Genomic DNA, 22,082 nt, shown 5'->3' with positions numbered 1-22,082 from the left:
ACGGACCGTCCCCCCGTGGCCACTCCCAGCACCGCAGCGGTCCGCGCCGCGCTGCCCCCGGCGCTGGCCGAGGCGCTGGCCGGCTACGAGGAGCACCTGAGCGGGCAGCGCGACCTGTCGGAGAGCACGGTGCGCAGTTACGTCGGCGACGTCGCCCGGCTGCTCGACCACCTCGCCCGGCGCAGCGGGACGCAGCCGCACGACCTCGACCTCGCCACCCTCCGCAGCTGGCTCGCCCAGGGCCGCACCCGCGGACACGGCCGGTCGACCACGGCCCGGCACGCCTCGGCCGCCAGGTCGTTCACCGCCTGGCTGCGCCGCTCGGGACTGTTGCCCGAGGACGTCGGCCAGCGGCTGGTCAGCCCCAAGGCCCACCGAACCCTGCCCGACGTGCTGGCGCCCGAGCAGGCCCGCGCTCTGGTCGAGACCGCCGCCGCGGGCGAGGAGGAGCCGGTCCGGCTGCGCGACGCCGTCGTCCTGGAGCTGCTCTACGCCAGCGGGATCCGGGTGAGCGAGCTCGTCGGGCTGGACGTCGACGACGTCGACCGCGGCCGCCGGCTGCTCCGCGTGTTCGGCAAGGGGCGCAAGGAGCGCAGCGTCCCCTACGGGGTGCCGGCCGAGCGCGCGCTGGAGGCCTGGCTCACCCGGGGGCGGCCCGCACTGGCCACGCCCGACTCCGGGCCGGCGCTGCTGCTGGGGCTGCGCGGCCGCCGCCTGGACGCCCGGGAGGCCCGCCGCACGGTGCACGCCGCGACCGCCGGCGTCCCGGGCGCGCCGGACATCGGGCCGCACGGGCTGCGGCACTCCGCCGCCACGCACGTCCTCGAGGGCGGCGCGGACCTTCGGTCCGTCCAGGAGCTGCTCGGCCACGCTAGCCTCGCCACGACGCAGATCTACACGCACGTGACGGTCGAACGGCTCCGTGCTGTCCATGCCCAGGCGCATCCCCGTGCCTGAGCACGGCGGCCGGATCGCGGAGCGGACGGCGGCAGTCATGACCACGCGGGACCATGGACGGTGCCCGCGCAGCACGACCGAGGAGCGCGACCGTGTCTGAGGCCACCATCCGCCGCATCGACGAGTCCGGAGAGGACCCTGATGCGCTGCTGCACGACCTGTGGGCGCGGTACGTCGACGGCCGGGACCCCGCGCTGCGGGACCGCCTGATCCTCCACTACGCGCCGCTGGTCAAGTACGTCGCCGGCCGGGTCGGCAGCGGCCTGCCCGCCCACGTGGAGCAGGCCGACCTGATCTCCTACGGCACCTTCGGGCTCATCGACGCGATCACCCGCTTCGAGCCCACCCGCGAGGTGAAGTTCGAGAGCTACGCGATGTCGCGGATCCGCGGCGCCATCATCGACGAGCTGCGCAACACCGACTGGATCCCGCGGTCGGTGCGCGTCAAGGCCCGCCTGTTCGAGCGCACCGTCGCCGAGCTCGAGAGCAAGCTCCACCGGACGCCGTCGGACGAGGAGGTCGCCGACGCCATGGACATGGACGTCGAGGACATCCGGAAGTTCCTCGGCCAGCTCTCCCTCGTCAACGTCGTCGCCCTGGACGAACTGCTCACCGACGACGACGGCGGCTCGCCCCGCCTCGGCGACACCCTCCGGGACCCCAGCGCACTGGACCCGCAGGCGATGGCCGAGCACGGCGAGGCCCGGCAGCTGCTGGCCCGCGCCGTCGAGCAGCTGCCGGAGCGGGAGAAGGTCGTCGTCTCCCTCTACTACTTCGAGGGGCTCACGCTCGCCGACATCGGCCGGGTCCTCGGCGTCACCGAGAGCCGGATCTGCCAGCTGCACACGAAGGCCGTCCTGCACCTGCGCACCAAGCTCGCCGACATCGCGTGAGGACGGCCACGGGAGCATCGCAGCGAGGGACGAGCGAGGAGCGGACCGGGGCGCCGAGTCGCGCCACGGGCATCGTGAGGACGGCCACGGGAGCATGACCGGCCCGGCCCGGGTGGAGATCGGGGAGGGGGACGCCGACCTCGACGCCCGGCTGAGCCGGGAGCTGGAGGCGCACAACAGCGCGGCCTCCGGCGTCGCCGACCAGTTCGAGCTCACCGTGCAGGCGATCGACGTGGACGGCGAGCTTGTGGGCGGGCTCAGCGGCTGGACCTGGGGCACCTGCGCGGGAGTCGCCATGCTCTGGATCCGCGAGGACGCCCGCCGGGACGGTCTCGGCAGCCGACTGCTGCGCACCGCCGAGGAGGCTGCCGCCCAGCGGGGTTGCCGGCAGATGGTGCTGTCGTCGTTCACCTTCCAAGCGCCCGGCTTCTACCTGCGGCAGGGCTACGTGGAGACCGGCCGCACCGAGGGCCTGCCCGTCGCCGGCCAGGCCGACGTGCACTTCGTGAAGCAGCTGACCTGACCGCAGCGGTGCCAGCGCCCACCGGCCTCCGTCGGTGGATACCGTCCTGCGGGTGGACGACGTGTTCGCCGTGCTCGCGGACCGGCATGGCCTCGAGGACCGGGCGGGCACGTCCCCCGACGGGCTGCCGGAGCGGTACCTCTACTCGGCCGACATGGGCTACCGGTATGGATTCGGACGCTGGTGGGGACGCCCGGACGTCGCGACCACGGACGTGTGGGTCCTCCTCAACCCCGCGACGGGTGACACCGAGCGGCGCCGCCGCCCGACGCTGGACCGGTGCCTCGCCCGCAGCCGCGCCGTCGGACGGAGCGGGCTCGTCGTCGTGAACCTCTTCGCCCTGCGCCACACGGATCCGAAGGTCCTGCGGCGGGCAGCGGACCCGGTCGGCTCGGCGAACGACGACGCCCTGCGGCTCTTCACGGCCGCCGCGCCGAGGTCCATCGCCGCCTGGGGTGCGGGAGGAGCTCTCCACGCCAGGTCGCGCATCGTCGCGCCTCTCCTGGACCAGCCGCTCTGCCTGGGCATGACTCGCGGGGGCGAGCCGAGGCACCCGTTGTACGTGCCCTCCGACGCCGAGCTCCGTCCCTGGGTCCCACCCGGCGGTTCCGGGAGCTGAAGGGCAGCAGGCGGATCCGCGGGGGAGCCAGCAGCGCCAGCGGGTCGAGGTAGTCCTCGCCCCGGCGCAGCCCCCAGTGCAGGCACGCGGCGGCCGGGCAGCCGTCGTGCCCGGGCACCAGCACGCCGATCGGCGAACCGCGGGTCACCTGCGCCCCCGCGCCGACCGAGCGCTCCACCGGTTCGTACGTCGTCCGCAGGCCGTCCGCGTGGTCGATGCTCACCACCGGCCGCCCGGCGACCATCCCGGCGAAGACGACGACGCCGTCACCGGCCGCCAGCACGGGCCGGCCGGGCGCCCCGACCAGGTCCACGCCCCGGTGCCCCGGTCCGTAGGGGTGCGGAGGTGCCTCGAACGGCCGGCCCACCACCGGCGCGCCGGGCAGCGGCGCAACCCAGTCGGTGATGCTCCCGGAGGCGGCCCGCGGCGCCGGCCCGGCCGTCGCCCCCGCCGGGGCGAGCACGGCGACGGCGCCCAGTGCGAGCACGAGCGCGACCCCGGACCTCATGCGGCGACCCTGCGCCGGGGGACCGGTGGCGACCAGGCCGGTGCCGCAGCTGTGGACGGGCCCGGGAACTGGGGAAAAGCCCCGGCAGGCGTCGCGTATGCTGTCCGGTGCGGCCCGTCCGACGGGTCGACTTCGCGCGTCCTTCTCCCGCCGATCGGCGGGGCAGTCGCCACCTCGGTCCCGGCCCAGCCGGGGGAGTGGTGCCGCAGGACGCCAGGGCGGGCGCCAACCGGGGCCCGCGACAACCGGAACCAGCGCGGCCCACGGCCGCGCGCAGACGCAGAGAGGCTGCGATATGGCAGTCGTCAGCATGAAGCAGCTGCTCGACAGCGGCGTCCACTTCGGGCACCAGACCCGTCGCTGGAACCCGAAGATGAAGCGCTTCATCTTCACCGAGCGCAACGGCATCTACATCATCGACCTGCAGCAGACGCTCGGGTACATCGACAACGCCTACGAGTTCGTCAAGCAGACGGTCGCGCACGGCGGCTCGATCCTGTTCGTCGGCACCAAGCGCCAGGCGCAGGAGGTCGTCGCCGAGCAGGCCACGCGCGTGGGCATGCCCTACGTCAACCAGCGCTGGCTCGGCGGCATGCTCACCAACTTCCAGACCGTCTTCAAGCGGCTCGAGCGGCTCAAGGAGCTCGAGGACCAGGAGCAGACCGGTGTGCTGGTCAGCCTCTCCAAGAAGGAGCAGCTGGTCCTGAGCCGCGAGAAGGCCAAGCTCGAGCGCAGCCTCGGCGGTATCCGCGACATGAAGAAGGTGCCCAGCGCCATCTGGATCGTGGACACCAAGAAGGAGCACATCGCCGTCGGCGAGGCGCGCAAGCTCAAGATCCCGGTCGTCGCGATCCTCGACACCAACTGCGACCCCGACGAGGTCGACTACAAGATCCCGGGCAACGACGACGCGATCCGCAGCATCGCCGTGCTGACCCGGGTCATCGCCGACGCCGTCGCCGAGGGGCTCATGGCCCGTTCGGCCGCGCAGGCCAACGCCGGTCGCGAGGACGGCGGCGAGCCGGCCGTGGCCGCCGGCGAGCCGCTGGCCGACTGGGAGCGCGAGCTGCTGACCGGCGGCACCGCCGACGAGCAGGCCGCCGCCACCCCGGCCCAGCCGGCCGAGGCCGCCGCGCTGCCCGAGACCCCGGCCCAGCCGGCCGACGTCACCGTCGGCGAGGTCGCCCCGGTCGAGGGCGTCCCCGCCACCACCGGTGGCAAGGAGAACAACGCCGTCTGACGGTCCGGCGCCGTCCTCCCGCTGACCGGCGGGGGGACGGCGCCACCGCACGGCCGTTCCACAGCACGCACCACCCGACCAGAGGGAAGAGACATGCCTGCCTTCACCGCAGCCGACGTCAAGCGTCTCCGCGACGCCACCGGCGCCGGCATGATGGACGCCAAGAAGGCCCTGACCGAGGCCGACGGCGAGTACGACAAGGCCGTCGAGCTGCTCCGCGTCAAGGGCGCCAAGGACGTCGGCAAGCGCCTCGAGCGCTCGACGACCAACGGCATCGTCGTCAGCAGGGACGGCGCACTGCTCGAGCTCGACTGCGAGACCGACTTCGTCGCCAAGAACGCCGACTTCGTCGCCCTCGCCGAGCGGCTGCTCCAGATCGGCCTGCAGTCCAAGCCGGCCGACGCCGCGGCGCTGCTGGGCACCGAGGTCGACGGCCAGACCGTCGAGAAGCTCGTCGAGGGCGAGTCCGCCCGCATCGGCGAGAAGCTCGTCCTCTCGCGCTTCGTCGCCTTCGACGGCACCACCGCCGTCTACCTGCACAAGCGCGCCACCGACCTGCCCCCGGCCATCGGTGTCGCGGTGCAGTACTCCGGTGGCTCCGAGGAGGCGGCCCGCAGCCTGGCGATGCACATCGCCGCCGCGCGGCCGCGCTACCTCACGCGCGACGAGGTCCCGGCCGAGGCGGTCGAGACCGAGCGCCGCGTGGCCGAGCAGACCGCCAAGGAGGAGGGCAAGCCCGAGCAGGCGATCACCAAGATCGTCGAGGGTCGGGTCAACGCCTACTACAAGGACTTCGTCCTGCTCGAGCAGCCGTCGATCACCGAGCCGAAGCGCACGGTCAAGCAGATCGTCGACGAGGCGGGTCTGACCGTCGAGCGCTTCGCGCGCTTCGAGGTCGGCCAGGCCTGAGCCGCATCCGGTACCGATGACCGGCCCCGTTCCCCCCGTGGGACGGGGCCGGTCGTCTGTCCGGTGTCCGCCCGCGGCCCGCGCCCGGCAGGAGCCGGGTACCGACATGCGGCAGGATCACTCCACCGACAGCCCCCACCGACACCACTCCAGGGATGAATCGTTGATCGACACCACCGCGCCGCTGTCCGCCCCCACCGCGTTCCAGCCGGCCGACGGCAGCGGCTACCAGCGCGTGCTGCTCAAGCTCTCCGGTGAGTCCTTCGGCGGCGGCAAGGTCGGTGTCGACGCCGACGTCGTCAGGGGCATCGCGGAGCAGCTCGCCGAGGTCGTCTCGCGGGGCACGCAGATCGCCGTCGTCATGGGTGGCGGCAACTTCTTCCGCGGCGCGGAGCTCTCCCAGGCCGGCATGGACCGCACCAAGGCCGACTACATGGGCATGCTCGGCACCGTCATGAACTGCCTGGCCCTGCAGGACTTCTGCGAGAAGGCGGGGCTGGAGACCCGGGTCCAGTCGGCCATCACCATGGGCCAGGTCGCCGAGCCCTACATCCCGCGCAAGGCCATCCGCCACCTGGAGAAGGGCCGGCTGGTCATCTTCGGCGCCGGCGCCGGGATGCCGTACTTCTCCACCGACACCGTCGCCGCCCAGCGCGCCCTGGAGATCGAGTGCCAGGTGTTGCTCATGGGCAAGAACGGCGTCGACGGCGTCTACGACGACGACCCGCGCACCAATCCCGACGCCGTCATGTACGACGACCTGGACTACGCCACCGTGCTGGCCAAGCAGCTCAAGGTGGCCGACGCGACGGCGATCAGCCTCTGCATGGACAACCAGATGCCGATCGTCGTGTTCGACCTGCTGCGCGACGGGAACATCGCCCGCGCTACCGCAGGTGAGAGGATCGGCACGCTGATCAGTCAGCCGGCCTGACCGGCCGGCCGGCCGGCGTAACCACGAGGACGACGGCCCGACGAGCTCCCCACCCCGGGGAGCAGGCCGCAGGAGGGACTACCCGTGATCGACGACACCCTGCTCGACGCCGAGGAGCGGATGGACAAGGCCCTCTCGGTGGCGCGCGAGGACCTGGGCTCGGTCCGCACCGGACGGGCCGCCCCCTCGATGTTCAACAAGATCGTCGTGGACTACTACGGCGCCCCCACGCCCGTGCCGCAGATGGCCTCCATCACCGTGCCCGAGGCCCGCATGGCGGTCATCAAGCCCTACGACATGGGCCAGCTGGGCGCCATCGAGAAGGCCGTCCGGGACAGCGACCTCGGCGTCAACCCGACCAACGACGGCCAGCTGCTGCGCGTGGTGTTCCCGCAGCTGACCGAGGAGCGCCGTCGCGACCTGGTGAAGATGGCCCGTGCCAAGGGCGAGGACGCCAAGGTCGCCATCCGCAACATCCGCCGGCGCGCCAAGGAGGAGCTCGACCGCATCGCCAAGGACGGCGAGGCGGGCGAGGACGACGTGCGCCGCGCGGAGAAGGAGCTCGACGACCTCACCGCCCAGCACACCCAGGGCATCGACGACGCGGTGAAGACCAAGGAGGGCGAGCTGCTCGAGGTCTGACCTCGTCGCGGCCACACGCCCATGACGCCTCCTCCCGCCGACCGCCCGCGTTCGCTGCACCCGGGCACCGAGCCGTCCCCGCGGCCCGGTGCCCGGACGCAGGGCGCGGGCCGGCGGGACGACGACACCGGTCCGGTGCCGCGTGCAGCATCCAGGCCGCTCCCGCCGCTGCCCGCGCGCGCACCGGTCCCGGTTCCCGACGACCCGCCTCCGGCCGATGACGTCCCGACGGCGACGGCCATGCCGCTCCCCGAGGAGCTGGCGCAGCTGCCCACCACGGAGCAGCCGGTGAGCCGCGCCGGGCGGAACCTGCGGGCCGCCATCGGCGTCGGCGTCGGGCTGGTCGGTGTCATCGTCGCCTCGCTGTTCGTGTGGCGGCCGGCGTTCCTGGCGGTGCTGGTCGCCGCGATCCTCGTCGCCGTCGTGGAGCTGACCCGGGCGCTGGGGAAGGGCGGGTACTCCGCTCCGCTCGTGCCGCTGCTCGTCGGTGCCTTCGCGATGGAGGCGTTGGCCTGGACGCGCGGCCCCACGGGGCTGCTCACCGGGTTCCTGCTCACCGCGGTGGCCGTGCTGCTCTGGCGGCTGGCCGGAGGGCCGGTCGGGTACCGCAGGGACGCCGCCGCCGGGGTCCTGGTCGCGCTCTACGTCCCGCTGCTGGCCGGTTTCGCCGTCCTGCTGCTCGTGCCGGACGACGGCGCGCTGCGGGTGCTGGCGTTCATCGCGACGGTGGTGGCCAGCGACGTCGGGGGATACGCCGCCGGCGTCATGTTCGGCAGGCACCAGATGGCGCCCTCGATCAGCCCGAAGAAGTCCTGGGAGGGCATGGCCGGCTCCGTGCTCACCTGCATGCTGATGGCCACGCCGATCCTGGTCCTCGGCCTCGGCGCGCCGTGGTGGGGCGGCCTGGTCTTCGGCGCCGCGCTCGCGGTCTCCGCGACGGTGGGAGACCTCGCCGAGTCGCTGATCAAGCGCGACCTCGGCATCAAGGACATGGGCGATCTGCTGCCCGGGCACGGCGGCATCATGGACCGGCTGGACTCGCTCCTCCCGTCGGCGGCCGCGGCCTACCTGCTGCTGACGGTGCTGGCGCCGGTCTGACTCAGGCGGTCCGGCTGACGAACCAGCTGGTGCCGACGGTGACGAAGCCCCGCCGGGCGTACCACTCGTGCGGCCAGTCGTCGGCGGCGGCCTCGAGCACGACGAGGTCGCAGCCGGCCTCCGTCGCGAGGTCCAGGCACCGGGCGAGGACGGCGTCGCCGTAGCCGCGACCCCGGGCGACCGGGTCGGTCATGACCGACTCCACGGCAGCGGTGGCGCCGTCGATGCGCAGCTGCCCGCCGGCCATCACCCGGCCGGCGTCCCGGACCACCACGTCCCGCACCGCGACCACCCGGTCGTTGAGCTGCTCCCGGCCGATGAGCTGGGCGACGACCCGGTCGAGCAGCGGGCCGGCCTCGGGGAGGTCCGTGCGCCACGACCGGTCCCAGAGGTCGTGCACCTCCTGCTGGTCCACGACCTCGGCGCGCTCCCCGCCCGGCAGCCGGCCGGGCGCACGCGCCATGAGCAGCAGCTCCTCGGCCTCCCACCCCCGTCGTGCCAGCTCGGCCGCGACGTCTGCTGCGCCGGGCCACAGCAGCGCCGCGGTCAGGCCGGCCACCCGGCGTTGCCGCCCACGTCGGCGGCGGTGGCCTCCACCGTGGCGGCGTCGACCGGTCCGGTCAGGACCAGCCGGTTGTTGTCCCGGGAATGCGGGAAGTCGGGGTCGAGCACCACCACGCCGCCGGGCACGTCACCCACACCCACGGCCCGCCGGACCGGGAGCGAGGCGTAGAGCGCCAGCGCCCGGCCGAGCGCGTCCCCGGGGGCGGGCAGCCGCGGCGACGCCGGGAGGCGGTAGGGGACGACGGCGACGACCGCGCTGGTCGGCAGCGGACCGTACAGGTGGGGGAACAGCTCGCCGTCCGGGTCCTCGGGGTGCCCGGGCTCGTACCGCACCGGGTCGGTCAGCCGCGACGGGTCGACGACGAGCAGCACGAGGTCACGGCGGCCGGGGAAGAGCCGGTCGGCGGGCAGGTGCACCTGCTCCGGCCTCGACAGGTGCACGAAGCCGGCCGACTCCAGCGACGGCGGCCGCACGGCACCGTGGCCCAGCGCCGCCCGCCACGCGGCAGGTTCGATCAGGTGGACGTAGACGTCTTCAGCCACCCTGCGATCCTGCCCGGGTGACCGACGATCAGCTTCCGGGCCCCACCGACTGGGGGACGACGGTCGGCGTCGGGCCGTGGGAGGGGCCCTGGCCGGAGGACCCGCGCTTCGACCCGCAGCTGCTGGCCGAGGGCGACCGGCGCAACGTCGTCGACCGGTACCGCTACTGGACCGTCGAGGCGATCGTGGCCGACCTCGACCGGCGCCGGCACGCGTTCCACGTCGCCATCGAGAACTTCGGGCACGACCTGAACATCGGCACCGTGGTCCGCACCGCCAACGCCTTCCTCGCCGCCGAGGTGCACGTCGTCGGCCGGCGGAGGTGGAACCGGCGGGGGGCGATGGTCACCGACCGGTACCAGCACCTGCGCCACCACGCCGACGTCGGCGGCCTGCTGGCGCACGCGACGGCGCAGGGGCTCGCCGTCGTGGCCGTCGACAACGGGCCCGGCGCCGTTCCGATCGAGACCGCCGTCCTGCCGGAGCGGTGCGTGCTGCTGTTCGGCCAGGAGGGGCCCGGGCTGACCCCGGAGGCCCGCGCGGGCGCGGAGCTGACCGTGTCGATCGCCCAGTTCGGCTCCACCCGGTCGATCAACGCCGGCGTGGCGGCCGGGATCGCCATGCACGCCTGGATCCGGCAGCACGCCGGCCCGGCCGCGAGCAGCTAGTCGCGCTCCAGCGGCGGGTCGGGGTCGATCCCGCGTGCGCGCAGCGCCGCCTCGATCGCCTCGCACACCGTCCGGACGACGGCCACCCGCGCCCACCGCTTGTCGTCGGCGGGGATGACGTGCCACGGCGCCACGGGGGTGTCGGTGCGCTCGAGCATCTCCTCCACCGCCGCCTCGTACTCGCCGCGCTTCTCCCGGTTGCGCCAGTCCTCCTCGGTGAGCTTCCACGCCTTGTACGGGTCCGTGCGACGGGACTCGAAGCGGTGCAGCTGCTCCTCGGGGGAGACGTGCATCCAGAACTTGACGAGCACCGTGCCCTCGGCCGCCAGCGTCGTCTCCAGGTCGACGATCTCCTGGTACGCCCGCTGCCAGGCCTCCTCCGAGGCGAAGCCCTCCACCCGCTCGACGAGCACCCGGCCGTACCAGGAGCGGTCGAGCACGGCCATGCCGCCCCAGCCCGGCAGCACCGGCCAGAAGCGCCACAGGAAGTGGTGCCGCTTCTCGTCGCTGGTGGGTGCGGCGAACTGCGCCACCCGCACGTGCCGGGAGTCGAGTTCGGCGACCAGCCGCTGGATCGCCCCGCCCTTGCCGGAGGCGTCCCAGCCCTCGAACAGCGCCAGGAGCGGTGGGCCGAGCTCGCCCGGCCCGATCTGACCGCCGAGCAGCAGCCGGAGGTGGACCAGCCGCTCCTGCGCGGCGGCCAGCTGCTTCTTGCCCTCCTTCTTGTCCAGACGGAGGCTCAGGTCGACGTCGTCCAACCGGCTCATGGCCCAGACCCTGCCAGGGATCGACCCCGTCCGCGTGAGTTCGGTCTCCGCTCCGCGCCGGGGCCGGGGGAGGTGGGAGCATGGAGGACGCCATGACTGCCCTGCCCCTGGTCTTCGACGCCCCCCGCCGCGGCAAGCCGCCCCGCCACCTCGCCGACCTCACCCGCGAGGAGGCCCGCGCGGCGGTCGCCGAGCTGGGCCAGCCGGCGTTCCGCGCCGACCAGCTGGCCCGCCACTACTACCGCGGGGTCACCAATCCCGCCGAGATGACCGACATCCCGGCCGCCGCCCGCGAGCCGCTCCGCGAGGCGCTGCTGCCCGGGCTCATGACCGTCGTCCGGCACCAGACCGCCGACAACGGCCGCACCCGCAAGACGCTGTGGCGGCTGCACGACGGCGCCCTCGTGGAGAGCGTGCTCATGCGTTATCCCGACCGGGCCACCGTCTGCATCTCCAGCCAGGCCGGCTGCGGCATGGCCTGTCCCTTCTGCGCCACCGGCCAGGCCGGGCTGACCCGCAACCTCTCCGCCGCCGAGATCATCGGCCAGGCCGTGGACGCCGCCGCGGCGATGGCGAACGGTGACATCGCCGGCGGGCCGGGGCGGTTGTCCAACGTCGTCTTCATGGGCATGGGCGAGCCGCTGGCCAACTACGCCCGCGTGCGCAAGACCCTCGACGCCCTGCTCGGCACCGCCCCCTACGGGCTGGGTCTCTCGCAGCGCTCGGTGACGGTCTCCACGGTCGGCCTGGTGCCGGCCATCCGCCGGCTCACCGAGGAGGGGCGCAACGTCACCCTCGCCGTCAGCCTGCACGCTCCCGACGACGAGCTGCGCGACACCCTGGTGCCGATCAACACCCGCTGGAAGGTCGGCGAGGTCGTCGACGCCGCCGACGCCTACGCCCAGCGCACCGGACGCCGGTACTCGGTGGAGTACGCGCTGATCCGCGACGTCAACGACCAGCCGTTCCGGGCCGACCTGCTCGGGAAGCTGCTGGCCGGGAAGCTCGCGCACGTGAACCTGATCCCGCTGAACCCGACCCCGGGCAGCCCGTGGGACGCCAGCCCGCTGCCCGCGCAGCGCGAGTTCGTAGCCCGCCTGCGGGCCGCCGGCGTGGCGACGACGGTGCGCGACACCCGGGGGCAGGACATCGACGGCGCGTGCGGGCAGCTCGCCGCGGCCGACCAGGTCGAGGGCGTGCCCGCGGTGGCCCTGCCCACCCCCAGCGTCGAGGCGCCCGTCCCGCTGGGGGCGGAGGCGGACGAGTGAGCTCGCCCGCCGAGGCGGCGGAGGCGCACGAGCACAGCCACGCCGACGTCTCCGGGGGGTGGCTGCGGGCCGCGGTCTTCGGCGCGATGGACGGCCTGGTCACCAACACCGCGCTCGTCGCCGGTGTCGGGGGTGGCGGGGCGGCGCCGAGGGCCATCGTGCTCGCCGGGACGGCGAGCTTGGTGGCCGGCGCGATCTCCATGGCGCTCGGCGAGTACACCTCGGTGAAGACGGCGAACGAGCAGCTGGACCTCGAGGTCGAGAAGGAACGCCGGGAGCTCGAGCGGAACCCGGAGGGTGAGCTGGCCGAGCTCACCGAGATGCTGCGGGTCCGCGGCGTGGACGACCGGCTGGCCCGCCAGGTCGCCGTGCAGCTGTCCCGTGACCCGCAGACGGCGCTGCGGCTGCACGTCGTCGCGGAACTCGGCGTGAGCCCGGAGGACAAGCCCTCGCCGAGGACCGCGGCCGTCTCGTCCTTCCTCACCTTCGGGACCGGCGCGCTGCTGCCCCTGCTGCCCTACCTGCTCGGGGTCCCGCTGCTGTGGGTCGCCCTGCTCTGCGGTGGGCTCGGGCTGCTGATCGCCGGGGCGCTGTCTTCCCGCTTCACCCCTCTGTCCTGGTGGTTCGCGGGCCTGCGCCAGCTGCTCTTCGGCGCGGCGGCGGCCGGCATCACCTACCTGATCGGCGCGGCGATCGGCGTCTCGATCACCTGATCCCGCCGGCCGAGGAACGACGAGGCCCCGCTGCCCCGGTACGGGGGAGCGGGGCCTCGGTGCATCCGGCGCTCAGCGGCGCCAGGCGGTCTTCTTCCGGCGGAGGTCCCACAGCAGGATGAGGGCCATGGTCCCGGCGATGCCGAGGATCCACAGGTCCTCGACCCGGCCCTCGTGGTTGCCGACCATGAAGAGCAGAACGATCGCCACGGTGATCCAGCCACCGATCTGGCCCCACGAGCCGGTCTCGCCGTGCCAGCCCCAGTCCTCGGGCTGCTCGTGCTCGACGGGGTGCGCGCCCACGCGGGCGACGCCTTCCTCACGTCCGGGCTGGTTGACCCGCTGGGTCGACGGGGAGTGGAATGCCTCGGTCACCCGCCCATTCTGGCAGGGCCCGGTGCCGGGCACCGGGTGAGGTGGTCGGCGGGTCGTCAGTCGTCGCACGCGAGACCGGCCGCCGCGAGGGCCGCGGCGGTGTCCGCGGTGGGCAGCCGGGCGAGCGTCGAGCCCACCGGGTCGGAGACGGGGAGCACCCGGACGTCGTCAAGGTCCGCGCGGATGAGGGAGGTCAGCTCGGCGAAGGACGTGGCCGGGTCGCTGGCGAGGGCTCCCGAGGTCGCCCAGGCGACGCCCTGCAACCGCCAGGGGCGCAGCACCGCACGCTGTGCCTCGTCGACCAGGGCGGACAGCACGGCGCCGGCTGCGGTGGCGCGCCCGTCCGGATCGATCGGGGCCGGGCGCCAGGTGCCGTCGACGAGATGCTCGGGGTGGCGGGAGCGAACCAGTGCCAGCGCGGTTGCGCCGTCGACGCGCTGTCGCCCGGCGGAGTCGATCTGCAGCCCGGCCTGGACGTCGCGCACAGGCTGGGGGATATCGAGGTGCAGCCCGTGAGCGGCATCGACGATGCCGGCGAAACCGGCGAGGTCGACGGTCAGCAGGTGGTCGGTCGGGATGCCCAGCTGGCACAGCCCGGCGATCATGGTGGCAGGGCTCTGCCGCCAGGTGAGCGCCAACCGGCTCGGCCGCCGGTCGGTCCGGACCACGACGTCGCGCGGCACCGAGAGCACGGTGGTGCCCGCGTCGGTCTGGTGCACGACGACGACGACGTCGGCCCGGGCGCCGGGCACGGCCTCCGGCGTCCCGAAGTCGCGGACGTCCGCCCCCTCGGGGAGCGCGGCGCGCGAGTCGAGGCCGACGAGCACCCAGGTGCGCCCGTCGGAGTCCCCGGGGCCGCCCGTGAGCTCGACGTCCACCCGGTCGACCCGTGCGGCGACGACCGCGGCGTCCACGACCACCGCGACCAGCAGCGCGGCCAGCAGGACCAGCGCCGTCCGCAACCGGCGCCGGCGGCGGGGCCCGGAACGCGCCGGACGCCGGCCAGGGATGTCCTGGCCGGCGTCCGGTGCGTGCGGGGAGGTCATGCTCAGGCCTGCGAGGCCCCCGAGCGGCGACGGGTGGCGACGAGCGCGCCACCGCCGACGACCAGCAGACCGGCGCCCAGGGCGAGCGGCAGGCCGACGCTGGCGCCGGTGTAGGCCAGGCTGCCGGACGAGGCGGCGGCCACCTCGAAGCTCTCCTGGAAGTAGGTGTTCGGGCCCTCGAGGACCAGCGTGTGCGTACCGGCCTCGGTGCCCTCGGCGAGGGTGAACTCCGCGGTCAGCACGCCGTCGGCGTCGGCCTGGAAGGTGCCGAGCACCTGCGGGGTCGAGTGCATGGTGAGCGTGACCCACTCGTAGGCCTGGAAGCCCTTGTAGACCTTGACGACCTTCTCGCCGGCCACGGCGGTCTTCGTCGTCGCGGTGGTGGTCTGAGCGGCGACGCCCGGGGTGTTGGCCGACACGCCGCGGATGGCGCTCGGGGCCGGGTTGACGGGCGCCGGGGTCTCCGGGCCCCAGGCCTGGGGCGCCGGGGTCTCGGGCGCCGGGGTCGGGGTCGGGGTGCTCGTGACGGGCGCCGCCTTGAGTGCCAACGAGAACTCCGGGTACAGGAGCCAGTCCGTACCGTCCTCGGACTCTCCGCCGTCGTACGGCTCGCAGATGGCGAAGGCGACGTACTCGCCGGGGGCCGCGGTGGACGGGAACTCGAGGACGGTGCTCCAACTGCCACCGTCCGCCTCTCCCGCCACGCTGATCACCGGCTCAGCCGTGAGGTCGTCGACGTCGGCGGCGGCCACCACGTCCACGTAGACGATGGCCGGCTTGGTCGTCTTGGTCGCTGCGCAGTCGACGCCGGAGACGGTGAACTTCTCGCCGACGACAACGGTCGACGGTGCGGTCGGCGCGGCAGGCGCGGCGAGTGCGGCCGGGGCGAAGGCCAGGCCGAGGGACACGCTGGCGAGGGCGGTGAGACCGGTCGTCGCAGCGACGCGGTTGCGGGTGAGGCGGGTCATGGCGAGCTCCGAGGTGTCGGGGGCTCGGACATCCGAGCCGTCTGCGCGAGTATCGAGTCTGGAGCGTTCGCACTGTGGTTTGTTGCCTTCGACACGCCGCTTTCGGCGCCTTCGTTGGTCAGGTGCATCTGAGATTCGGCGACGACGAGCCAGTCGCAATGTGAATAACTGACGACCCTGGACCTGCTCGTCTGGTGTTCCTCTTCCACGGGCGGCTGAGTTCACCCGGGCGGATCGCCGGCGGCCGGGCTCAGGGCCCTCGGGCGATTGGCAGGATGGCCGCATGAGCCAGCCCCGCGAGGTCACCGTCCTCGGCTCCACCGGTTCCATCGGCCGGCAGGCGCTGGCGGTCGCCGCGCAGAACCCCGAACGGCTGCGCATCACCGGGCTGGCCGCCGGCGGAGGTGATGTGGCGCTGCTCGCCGAGCAGGCGCTGGCGCTGCGCGTGCGCACCGTCGCCGTGGCCCGGGCCACCGCCGCCCAGGACCTGCAGCTGGCCTTCTACGCCGCGGCGTCCCAGCGCGGCTGGGCGAAGGGGGAGTTCGCGCTGCCGGAGATCCTCGCCGGCCCGCGCGCCGCCGAGGAGCTGGCCGCCCGGCCGGCCGACGTCGTCCTGAACGGGATCACCGGCTCGATCGGGCTGGGCCCCACCCTGTCGGCGCTGCGGGCCGGCCGGACGGTGGCGCTGGCGAACAAGGAGTCGCTGGTCGCCGGCGGGGAACTGGTGCTCGCCGCCGCGCGGCCGGGCCAGTTGGTGCCCGTGGACTCCGAGCACTCGGCCCTGGCCCAGTGCCTGCGCGGCGGGTCGCGCGACGAGGTCGCCCGGCTGGTGCTCACCGCGAGCGGTGGGCCGTTCCGGGGCAGGACGGCCGCGGAGCTGGCCGAGGTCACCGTCGAGCAGGCGCTGGCGCACCCGACCTGGGCCATGGGTCCGGTCGTGACGATCAACTCGGCGACCCTGGTGAACAAGGGGCTCGAGCTGATCGAGGCGCACCTGCTCTTCGGCGTCCCCTACGCCGACATCGACGTCGTGGTGCACCCGCAGTCGATCGTGCACTCCATGGTCACCTTCGCCGACGGCGCCACGATCGCGCAGGCCAGCCCGCCGGACATGCGGCTGCCGATCGCCCTCGGGCTGGCCTGGCCCGACCGGCTGCCGGACGTGCAGCCGGCGCTGGACTGGTCGACGGCCGGCACCTGGGAGTTCTTCCCCCTGGACTCCGAGGCCTTCCCCGCCGTGCGCCTGGCCCGCGCCGCCGGCGAGGCGGGTGGCGTGGTGCCGGCCATGTACAACGCCGCCAACGAGGAGGCGGTCGCCGCCTTCACGGCGGGTCGCCTGTCGTTCCCAGGGATCGTCCAGCTGGTCGCGCGTACCCTCGACGCCGCGCCGGACCTCGGCGCCCCCACCTCCGTCGACGACGTGCTGGCGGCGGAGAAGTGGGCCCGGGAGCACGCCCGGGGCGTCATCGCCGGAGGCTGAGCTGAGCGGGATCCTGCTGACGGTCCTGGGCATCGTCCTGTTCGCCCTGGGCCTGATGTTCTCCATCGCCTTCCACGAGGCGGGCCACTTCTGGTGGGCGCGGAAGTTCGGCATGCGCGTGCCGCAGTTCATGGTCGGCTTCGGCCCCACCGTGTTCTCCCGGCGTCGCGGCGAGACCGAGTACGGCGTCAAGGCCATCCCGCTGGGCGGCTACATCCGCATCGTCGGCATGATCCCGCCGGCCGAGGAGGGCGAGAGCAAGCGCGCCACCCGGATGCGCAGCTTCATCGCCGAGGTGCGTGGGCAGGCGCTCAACGACGTCCGGCCGAGCGACGGTGACCGGGTCTTCTACAAGAAGCCCTGGTGGCAGCGGGTCATCGTCATGTTCGCCGGGCCCTTCCACAACCTGGTGCTGGCGGTCGTCTTCTTCACCGTCTTCCTGGTCGGCTTCGGCATCCCGGAGATCACCACCCGCATCGCCGACGTCCCCGAGTGCGTGCTGCCCGCCGGCGCGGCCACCGCGACGGCGGAGAACCCGTGCTCCGTCCCCATCACCCCCGAGGGCGAGCTCTGCGAGGCGGGCGCCGCCGACTGCGCCCTCCCGGTGCGCAGCCCCGCCAGCGACGCGGGCCTGGCGCCGGGCGACACCATCGTCGCGCTGGACGGCGAGCCGGTCTCGCAGGAGACCGACGTCGGCTGGACGCAGGTCCAGGAGGCCATCCGGATCAGCGCCGACGAGCCCGTCGTCTTCACCGTCGAGCGGGACGGCGAGCGGCTGGACCTCACCGTCACGCCGATCGAGAACCAGGTCTACGCCGACGAGGAAGGCGAGGCGACGCAGACCGTCGGCTTCGTCGGCATCCAGCCCGCCGTCGAGGAAGTGCGGCAGTCGCTGACGGAGGTGCCCGGCCACTTCGGCGACATCGTCGTCCGCTCGGTGGACCGGCTGATCGAGATCCCGGAGCGGGTCCCGCAGCTGTTCCGCGCCGCCTTCCTCGGCGAGGAGCGCGATCCGCTCGGCCCGATCGGCGTGGTCGGCGTCAGCCGGATCTCGGGGGAGGTCTTCGCCTTCGAGGGGTTCTCGGGGGCGCAGAAGATCGGCTACTTCATCCAGCTGCTGGCCGGGATGAACCTCGTCCTCTTCCTGTTCAACCTGCTGCCGATCTACCCGCTCGACGGCGGGCACGTCGCCGGGGCGCTGTACGAGAAGGCGCGGTCCGTCGTCGCGCGGCTGCGGGGCAAGCCCGATCCCGGCCCGTTCGACATCGCCCGGCTCATGCCGGTCGCCTACGCCGTCGCCGGTCTGTTCATCGGGTTGTCGCTGCTGCTGCTGGTCGCCGACATCGTGAACCCGGTCAGGCTGGCTGGGTGATCGGCGCGGCCGGCGTGGCTCCGCGGCGCGCCGGCCGGGAGGCCACCAGGACGCCGGCCACGACGAGCGCGCCGGCGGCGAGCTCCACCGGGTCGAGCACCTCCCCGAAGGCCAGCCACGAGGCGAGGACGCCGACCACCGGCACGAGCATGGAGAACGGCGCCACCATGTTCGACGGGTGCCGGGACAACAGCGTGTTCCAGATCCCGTAGCCGACCAGCGTCGCCACGACGACGACGTACAGCAGGCCGAGCACCGCCGGGAGCGCCGCCGCCGTGAACGCGGTCGCGAGGGAGTGCCCGATGCGGTCGGGGCCCTCGACGACGAGCGCCAGCGCCAGCATCGGCAGCGGGGGGATCGTGGCGGACCACAGCGTGAGGTGCAGCGCGTTGGGCGCCTGCGCCCGCCGGCTGCAGACGTTCCCGATCGCCCAGCCCAGGGCACCGCAGAGGGTGAGGACCACGGGCGCCCACGCGGCGGTCTGCGCCCGGTGCACGGCGATCACGGCCAGCCCGAGGACAGCGAGGAGCACGCCGACGAGCTGCCGCGCGGACAGCCGCTCGTGCAGCCACACCCCGGCGAGGAGCACGGTGAACGGCGCCGACGCCTGGAGGACGAGCGAGGCCAGACCGCTGGGCATCCCCGCCGCCATGCCCAGGTACAGGAAGGCGAACTGCAGGATGCCGATGCCCACGCCGACGCCGACCAGCCAGCGCAGCGGCACCCGTGGGCGGGGCACCAGCAGCAGGGCCGGCAGTGCCACCAGTGCGAACCGCAGGGCGACCATGAACAGCGGCGGGAAGTGCTCCAGTGCCAGGGCGGTCGCGGGGAAGTTGATCCCCCAGCACACCGCGACGAGGCAGGCGAGGAGACGGTCGCGGATCGGCACCGGCCCAGCCTGCGGCCATCATCCGTGAAGGACAATCACGACGTAGTGAAGCGTCGATGTAGCTTTCCTTCATGATCACGCCGGGGCTCTGGGACCGGGTGGAGCCCGCGCAGCTGCTGCTGCTGCGGGAGCTCGCCGAGCACGGCTCGGTGACCGCGGTGGCGCGGGCCACCGGCCGGACGCCGTCGGCGGTGTCCCAGCAGCTGAAGGTGCTGCAGCGACGGGTGGGGATGCCGCTCGTGGAGCGGGTGGGTCGCGGGGTGCGGCTGACCGACGCCGGCCGGGCGCTGGCCGGGATCGCCGCCGGCGTCGCCACCGCGCTGGCCGTCGCCGAGGCGGACTGGGCCGGTTACCGGGGCGGCGCCGGCGGCACGGTGCGCCTCGCGGTGTTCCACTCGGCCGGCGAGCTGCTGGTACCCGGCCTGCTCGACCGGCTGGCCGCCCTGCAGACGATCGCCCTCGAGACCTTCGACGAGGACGTGTCCCAGGACGACTTCGCGGCCCTCACCGCCGACTACGACATCGTGGTCGCGCACCGGTCCGACGACGTGGTGCCGCCCGACCGTCTCCGGATCGACGTCCGGCTGCTCCTGCGGGAGCCGCTGGACGTGGCCCTGCCCCTGGACCACCCGCTGGCCCGGCGGGACCGGGTGAGCCCGCGGGACGTGATCGGCGAGGCGTGGATCGCCCCACCGGCCGAGTTCCCGATCGACCGGGTGCTCACGGCGATCGCGGCGCGAGCCGGCTCGCCGGTGCGCGTCGTACGCCGCACGACGCACCTGCCGCTGATGGAGAAGCTGGTCAGCCGGGGGCACGGCATCGCGCTGCTGCCGCGGCACACCACCCGGGAGCGCGCCGAGGGGCGGCTGGCGCTGGTGCCCCTGGCCGATCTCCGCGCCGGGCGGCTGATCGAGGCGCTGACGCGCCCCGACAAGGCCGCCCGGCGCGCGGTGCGGACGGTGCTCGACGAACTCGTGGCGGAGGCCGCCGCGTACCCGGCCTGAGGCCGTGGCCTCCCCGGACGCGTACGTCACAGCCGCGCCACCAGCGCCGATCGCACGGCGGGGGATACTGGGCGGCATGGCGATCCCCGTCGGCCTCGGCATGCCCGCTGCGCCCCCGCCCGTCCTCGCGCCCCGGCGCAAGACCCGCCAGCTGGACGTCGGTGGCGTCGGCGTCGGCAGCGACTCCCCGGTCAGCGTGCAGTCGATGTGCACCACCAAGACCGCCGACATCAACGCGACGCTGCAGCAGATCGCCGAGCTGACCGCGTCGGGCTGCCAGATCGTGCGCGTGGCCGTGCCGGACACCGACGACGCCGAGGCGCTGCCGATCATCGCGAAGAAGTCGCAGATCCCGGTCATCGCCGACATCCACTTCCAGCCGCGGTACGTCTTCGCGGCGATCGACGCCGGGTGCGCCGCGGTGCGGGTGAACCCCGGCAACATCAAAAAGTTCGACGACAAGGTCGGCGAGATCGCGAAGGCGGCCAAGGACGCCGGCACCCCGATCCGGATCGGCGTCAACGCCGGCTCCCTGGACAGGCGGTTGCTCGCCAAGTACGGAAAGGCCACCCCCGAGGCGCTGGTCGAGTCGGCGCTGTGGGAGTGCTCGCTGTTCGAGGAGCACGACTTCCGCGACATCAAGATCTCGGTCAAGCACAACGACCCGGTGATCATGGTCCGCGCCTACGAGCTGCTCGCCGCGCAGTGCGACTACCCGCTGCACCTCGGTGTGACCGAGGCCGGTCCGGCGTTCCAGGGCACGATCAAGTCCGCCGTCGCCTTCGGGGCGCTGCTGAGCCAGGGCATCGGCGACACCATCCGCGTCTCCCTCTCGGCCCCGCCGGCCGAGGAGGTCAAGGTCGGCAACCAGATCCTCGAGTCGCTGAACCTGCGCCAGCGGGGCCTGGAGATCGTCAGCTGCCCGTCCTGCGGGCGCGCCCAGGTCGACGTCTACAAGCTGGCCAACGAGGTCACCGCCGGTCTGGAGGGCATGGAGGTGCCGCTGCGGGTCGCCGTCATGGGCTGCGTCGTCAACGGCCCGGGCGAGGCCCGCGAGGCCGACCTGGGCGTGGCCTCCGGCAACGGCAAGGGGCAGATCTTCGTCAAGGGCGAGGTCATCAAGACCGTGCCCGAGTCGCAGATCGTCGAGACCCTGATCGAGGAGGCCATGCGGATCGCCGGCGAGCACGTCGACGCCGGGGAGCCCTCGGGGCCCCCGGTCGTCACCGTCACCTGACCGTGCTGCGCGCCCCCGGCGCCCGCGTCCTGGACGAGGCGGACGAGCCGGCCGTGCGGCGGTTGCTGGCGACCGACCCGGTCGCCGCCTGCGTCATCGCCGGGCGGGTCGAGGCCGCGGGTACCGCGCCGCTGGCCCTGGGCGCACCGCTCTGGGGCATCGGTACCGGCCGGGAGCTCGACGCCGTCTGCCTGGCCGGCGCCAACCTCATCCCGTTCGCGCGGCCGGGCGTCGAACGCGCCGCCGCCGTCGCCTTCGCCGACCGGGCCCGCCGGGCCGGCCGCCGATGCTCGACGATCGTGGGCCCGTCGGCCGCGGTCGGGCCGATGTGGGAGCTGCTCGCCCCGGTGTGGGGCCCGGCTCGCGACCACCGGCCCCGGCAGCCGCTGATGGCGATCGACGGCCCGCCGGCGATCGCCCCGGAGCCGCGGGTGCGGCCGGTCCGCCCCGACCAGCTCGACGTCCTGCTGCCGGCCGCGGTCGCGATGTTCACCGAGGAGGTCGGGGTCAGCCCCCTGCGGACCGACGGGGGTGCCGGCTACCGCGCCCGGGTGGACGAGCTCGTGCGGGCCGGTCAGTCGCTGGCGTGGATCGAGGACGGCGCGGTCCTGTTCAAGGCCGAGATCGGTGCCGTGTGCCGTGGGGCGTGCCAGGTGCAGGGCGTGTGGGTCGCCCCGACGCTGCGCGGGAAGGGCATCGGCACCGCCTGCACCGCCGCGGTCGTCGAGTACGCCCGCGCGGTCATCGCGCCCGTGGTCAGCCTGTACGTCAACGACTACAACACCCGCGCCCGGGCCGCGTACCGGCGGGTGGGGTTCCGCGAGGTGGGCGAGTACGCGAGCGTCCTGTTCTGAGCTGTCGGTTC

24 protein-coding genes and 1 pseudogene are annotated in these 22,082 nt (G+C 73.8%); 17 read left to right on the top strand and 8 right to left on the bottom strand.

Annotation, left to right across the window (positions count from 1 at the left end; all coding sequences use genetic code 11):
* The first annotated feature begins 15 nt into the window (after positions 1 to 15).
* The 4 genes from ACI79T_RS05065 (at position 16) to ACI79T_RS05050 (ending at position 2,992) form a co-directional block, all read left to right on the top strand.
* Positions 16 to 957, top strand: a complete 942-nt coding sequence (locus ACI79T_RS05065) for a tyrosine recombinase XerC (protein ID WP_456608958.1) — start codon at positions 16 to 18, stop codon at positions 955 to 957.
* Positions 958 to 1,049: 92 nt separating this feature from the next.
* On the top strand, positions 1,050 to 1,850 hold the full coding sequence (gene whiG, locus ACI79T_RS05060; RefSeq protein ID WP_456608957.1) for an RNA polymerase sigma factor WhiG: 801 nt from the start codon (positions 1,050 to 1,052) through the stop codon (positions 1,848 to 1,850).
* Between the two features lie 94 nt (positions 1,851 to 1,944).
* The gene (locus ACI79T_RS05055; protein ID WP_456608956.1) at positions 1,945 to 2,373 is read left to right on the top strand and encodes a GNAT family N-acetyltransferase; all 429 of its coding nucleotides are present in this window, start codon (positions 1,945 to 1,947) and stop codon (positions 2,371 to 2,373) included.
* Between the two features lie 52 nt (positions 2,374 to 2,425).
* On the top strand, positions 2,426 to 2,992 hold the full coding sequence (locus ACI79T_RS05050) for a DUF1643 domain-containing protein (protein ID WP_456608955.1): 567 nt from the start codon (positions 2,426 to 2,428) through the stop codon (positions 2,990 to 2,992).
* A 52-nt stretch (positions 2,993 to 3,044) separates the two neighbouring features.
* Here the strand turns inward: ACI79T_RS05050 and ACI79T_RS05045 are convergent.
* A pseudogene (locus ACI79T_RS05045) lies at positions 3,045 to 3,500 on the bottom strand (M23 family metallopeptidase); the annotation flags it as partial.
* 295 nt (positions 3,501 to 3,795) lie between these two features.
* Between ACI79T_RS05045 and rpsB the strand changes: the two are divergent.
* The 5 genes from rpsB (at position 3,796) to ACI79T_RS05020 (ending at position 8,323) form a co-directional block, all read left to right on the top strand.
* Positions 3,796 to 4,740 (top strand): 30S ribosomal protein S2, encoded by a 945-nt coding sequence (gene rpsB / locus ACI79T_RS05040; protein ID WP_456608954.1) that lies wholly within the window; start codon positions 3,796 to 3,798, stop codon positions 4,738 to 4,740.
* A 93-nt stretch (positions 4,741 to 4,833) separates the two neighbouring features.
* Positions 4,834 to 5,649 (top strand): translation elongation factor Ts, encoded by an 816-nt coding sequence (tsf, locus tag ACI79T_RS05035; protein ID WP_456608953.1) that lies wholly within the window; start codon positions 4,834 to 4,836, stop codon positions 5,647 to 5,649.
* A 163-nt stretch (positions 5,650 to 5,812) separates the two neighbouring features.
* Positions 5,813 to 6,583, top strand: a complete 771-nt coding sequence (gene pyrH, locus ACI79T_RS05030) for a UMP kinase (RefSeq protein WP_456608952.1) — start codon at positions 5,813 to 5,815, stop codon at positions 6,581 to 6,583.
* An 84-nt stretch (positions 6,584 to 6,667) separates the two neighbouring features.
* Entirely contained in the window at positions 6,668 to 7,225 is a 558-nt protein-coding gene (frr, locus tag ACI79T_RS05025) for a ribosome recycling factor (RefSeq protein WP_456608951.1), read from the top strand.
* A gap of 240 nt (positions 7,226 to 7,465) precedes the next feature.
* On the top strand, positions 7,466 to 8,323 hold the full coding sequence (locus ACI79T_RS05020) for a phosphatidate cytidylyltransferase (protein ID WP_456608950.1): 858 nt from the start codon (positions 7,466 to 7,468) through the stop codon (positions 8,321 to 8,323).
* A 1-nt stretch (position 8,324) separates the two neighbouring features.
* Here ACI79T_RS05020 and ACI79T_RS05015 read toward each other — a convergent pair whose 3' ends face one another.
* Positions 8,325 to 8,882 (bottom strand): GNAT family N-acetyltransferase, encoded by a 558-nt coding sequence (locus ACI79T_RS05015; RefSeq protein ID WP_456608949.1) that lies wholly within the window; start codon positions 8,880 to 8,882, stop codon positions 8,325 to 8,327.
* The gene (locus ACI79T_RS05010; protein ID WP_456608948.1) at positions 8,870 to 9,430 is read right to left on the bottom strand and encodes a DUF952 domain-containing protein; all 561 of its coding nucleotides are present in this window, start codon (positions 9,428 to 9,430) and stop codon (positions 8,870 to 8,872) included. The genes ACI79T_RS05015 and ACI79T_RS05010 overlap by 13 nt, the downstream gene beginning before the upstream one ends.
* A gap of 17 nt (positions 9,431 to 9,447) precedes the next feature.
* Here ACI79T_RS05010 and ACI79T_RS05005 point away from each other — a divergent pair, with 17 nt between their 5' ends.
* Positions 9,448 to 10,098: a TrmH family RNA methyltransferase gene (locus ACI79T_RS05005; RefSeq protein WP_456608947.1), complete on the top strand. Its 651-nt coding sequence runs from the start codon at positions 9,448 to 9,450 to the stop codon at positions 10,096 to 10,098.
* Here the strand turns inward: ACI79T_RS05005 and ACI79T_RS05000 are convergent.
* Entirely contained in the window at positions 10,095 to 10,865 is a 771-nt protein-coding gene (locus tag ACI79T_RS05000) for a polyphosphate kinase 2 family protein (RefSeq protein ID WP_456608946.1), read from the bottom strand. The genes ACI79T_RS05005 and ACI79T_RS05000 overlap by 4 nt on opposite strands.
* 92 nt (positions 10,866 to 10,957) lie before the next feature.
* Here ACI79T_RS05000 and rlmN point away from each other — a divergent pair, with 92 nt between their 5' ends.
* Positions 10,958 to 12,133 (top strand): 23S rRNA (adenine(2503)-C(2))-methyltransferase RlmN, encoded by a 1,176-nt coding sequence (gene rlmN / locus ACI79T_RS04995; RefSeq protein WP_456608945.1) that lies wholly within the window; start codon positions 10,958 to 10,960, stop codon positions 12,131 to 12,133.
* On the top strand, positions 12,130 to 12,846 hold the full coding sequence (locus ACI79T_RS04990; RefSeq protein WP_456608944.1) for a VIT1/CCC1 transporter family protein: 717 nt from the start codon (positions 12,130 to 12,132) through the stop codon (positions 12,844 to 12,846). Before rlmN ends, ACI79T_RS04990 begins: the two co-directional genes overlap by 4 nt.
* Before the next feature lie 72 nt (positions 12,847 to 12,918).
* On the opposite strand, the gene ACI79T_RS04985 is transcribed toward ACI79T_RS04990, so the two are convergent.
* Genes ACI79T_RS04985 through ACI79T_RS04975 form a run of 3 tightly spaced genes read right to left on the bottom strand, consistent with a single transcriptional unit; the run spans position 12,919 to position 15,235 of the window.
* A complete protein-coding gene (locus ACI79T_RS04985) occupies positions 12,919 to 13,221 on the bottom strand; it encodes a DUF2631 domain-containing protein (RefSeq protein WP_456608943.1) in 303 nt (100 codons plus the stop codon).
* A gap of 56 nt (positions 13,222 to 13,277) precedes the next feature.
* Positions 13,278 to 14,267, bottom strand: a complete 990-nt coding sequence (locus ACI79T_RS04980) for an LCP family protein (RefSeq protein ID WP_456608942.1) — start codon at positions 14,265 to 14,267, stop codon at positions 13,278 to 13,280.
* Positions 14,268 to 14,269: 2 nt separating this feature from the next.
* The gene (locus ACI79T_RS04975) at positions 14,270 to 15,235 is read right to left on the bottom strand and encodes a hypothetical protein (protein ID WP_456608941.1); all 966 of its coding nucleotides are present in this window, start codon (positions 15,233 to 15,235) and stop codon (positions 14,270 to 14,272) included.
* 283 nt (positions 15,236 to 15,518) lie between these two features.
* On the opposite strand from ACI79T_RS04975, the gene dxr reads away from it, so the two are divergent.
* Together dxr and ACI79T_RS04965 are read left to right on the top strand one after the other, a co-directional pair.
* Positions 15,519 to 16,715 carry a 1-deoxy-D-xylulose-5-phosphate reductoisomerase gene (dxr, locus tag ACI79T_RS04970; RefSeq protein WP_456608940.1) on the top strand — a complete coding sequence of 399 codons (1,197 nt, stop codon included), beginning with the start codon at positions 15,519 to 15,521 and terminating at the stop codon, positions 16,713 to 16,715.
* 1 nt (position 16,716) lies between these two features.
* Complete coding sequence (locus tag ACI79T_RS04965; RefSeq protein WP_456609302.1) at positions 16,717 to 18,087, top strand: M50 family metallopeptidase; 1,371 nt, start codon at positions 16,717 to 16,719, stop codon at positions 18,085 to 18,087.
* On the opposite strand, the gene ACI79T_RS04960 is transcribed toward ACI79T_RS04965, so the two are convergent.
* On the bottom strand, positions 18,071 to 18,976 hold the full coding sequence (locus ACI79T_RS04960; protein ID WP_456608939.1) for an EamA family transporter: 906 nt from the start codon (positions 18,974 to 18,976) through the stop codon (positions 18,071 to 18,073). The two genes, ACI79T_RS04965 and ACI79T_RS04960, sit on opposite strands and share 17 nt — an antisense overlap.
* Positions 18,977 to 19,047: 71 nt before the next feature.
* On the opposite strand from ACI79T_RS04960, the gene ACI79T_RS04955 reads away from it, so the two are divergent.
* The 3 genes from ACI79T_RS04955 (at position 19,048) to ACI79T_RS04945 (ending at position 22,071) form a co-directional block, all read left to right on the top strand.
* Complete coding sequence (locus tag ACI79T_RS04955; RefSeq protein ID WP_456608938.1) at positions 19,048 to 19,980, top strand: LysR family transcriptional regulator; 933 nt, start codon at positions 19,048 to 19,050, stop codon at positions 19,978 to 19,980.
* 76 nt (positions 19,981 to 20,056) lie between these two features.
* Positions 20,057 to 21,217, top strand: coding sequence for a flavodoxin-dependent (E)-4-hydroxy-3-methylbut-2-enyl-diphosphate synthase (ispG, locus tag ACI79T_RS04950; RefSeq protein WP_456608937.1), 1,161 nt, complete (start codon positions 20,057 to 20,059; stop codon positions 21,215 to 21,217).
* 2 nt (positions 21,218 to 21,219) lie between these two features.
* The gene (locus tag ACI79T_RS04945) at positions 21,220 to 22,071 is read left to right on the top strand and encodes a GNAT family N-acetyltransferase (protein ID WP_456608936.1); all 852 of its coding nucleotides are present in this window, start codon (positions 21,220 to 21,222) and stop codon (positions 22,069 to 22,071) included.
* The last annotated feature ends 11 nt before the right edge of the window (positions 22,072 to 22,082 follow it).

Source organism: Blastococcus sp. SYSU DS0619, assembly GCF_054051035.1.
Note: the sequence above shows the minus strand (reverse complement) of the source record. Positions and strands in the feature narration are given on the sequence as shown.

Coding starts and splice junctions, on each gene's coding strand:
- ACI79T_RS05055 (WP_456608956.1), top strand. CDS start 1,945: ATGACCGGCCCGGCCCGGGTGGAGATCGGGGAGGGGGACGCCGACCTC.
- rpsB (WP_456608954.1), top strand. CDS start 3,796: ATGGCAGTCGTCAGCATGAAGCAGCTGCTCGACAGCGGCGTCCACTTC.
- tsf (WP_456608953.1), top strand. CDS start 4,834: ATGCCTGCCTTCACCGCAGCCGACGTCAAGCGTCTCCGCGACGCCACC.
- ACI79T_RS05020 (WP_456608950.1), top strand. CDS start 7,466: ATGCCGCTCCCCGAGGAGCTGGCGCAGCTGCCCACCACGGAGCAGCCG.
- ACI79T_RS05000 (WP_456608946.1), bottom strand. CDS start 10,865: ATGAGCCGGTTGGACGACGTCGACCTGAGCCTCCGTCTGGACAAGAAG.
- rlmN (WP_456608945.1), top strand. CDS start 10,958: ATGACTGCCCTGCCCCTGGTCTTCGACGCCCCCCGCCGCGGCAAGCCG.
- ACI79T_RS04980 (WP_456608942.1), bottom strand. CDS start 14,267: ATGACCTCCCCGCACGCACCGGACGCCGGCCAGGACATCCCTGGCCGG.
- ACI79T_RS04975 (WP_456608941.1), bottom strand. CDS start 15,235: ATGACCCGCCTCACCCGCAACCGCGTCGCTGCGACGACCGGTCTCACC.
- dxr (WP_456608940.1), top strand. CDS start 15,519: ATGAGCCAGCCCCGCGAGGTCACCGTCCTCGGCTCCACCGGTTCCATC.
- ACI79T_RS04955 (WP_456608938.1), top strand. CDS start 19,048: ATGATCACGCCGGGGCTCTGGGACCGGGTGGAGCCCGCGCAGCTGCTG.
- ispG (WP_456608937.1), top strand. CDS start 20,057: ATGGCGATCCCCGTCGGCCTCGGCATGCCCGCTGCGCCCCCGCCCGTC.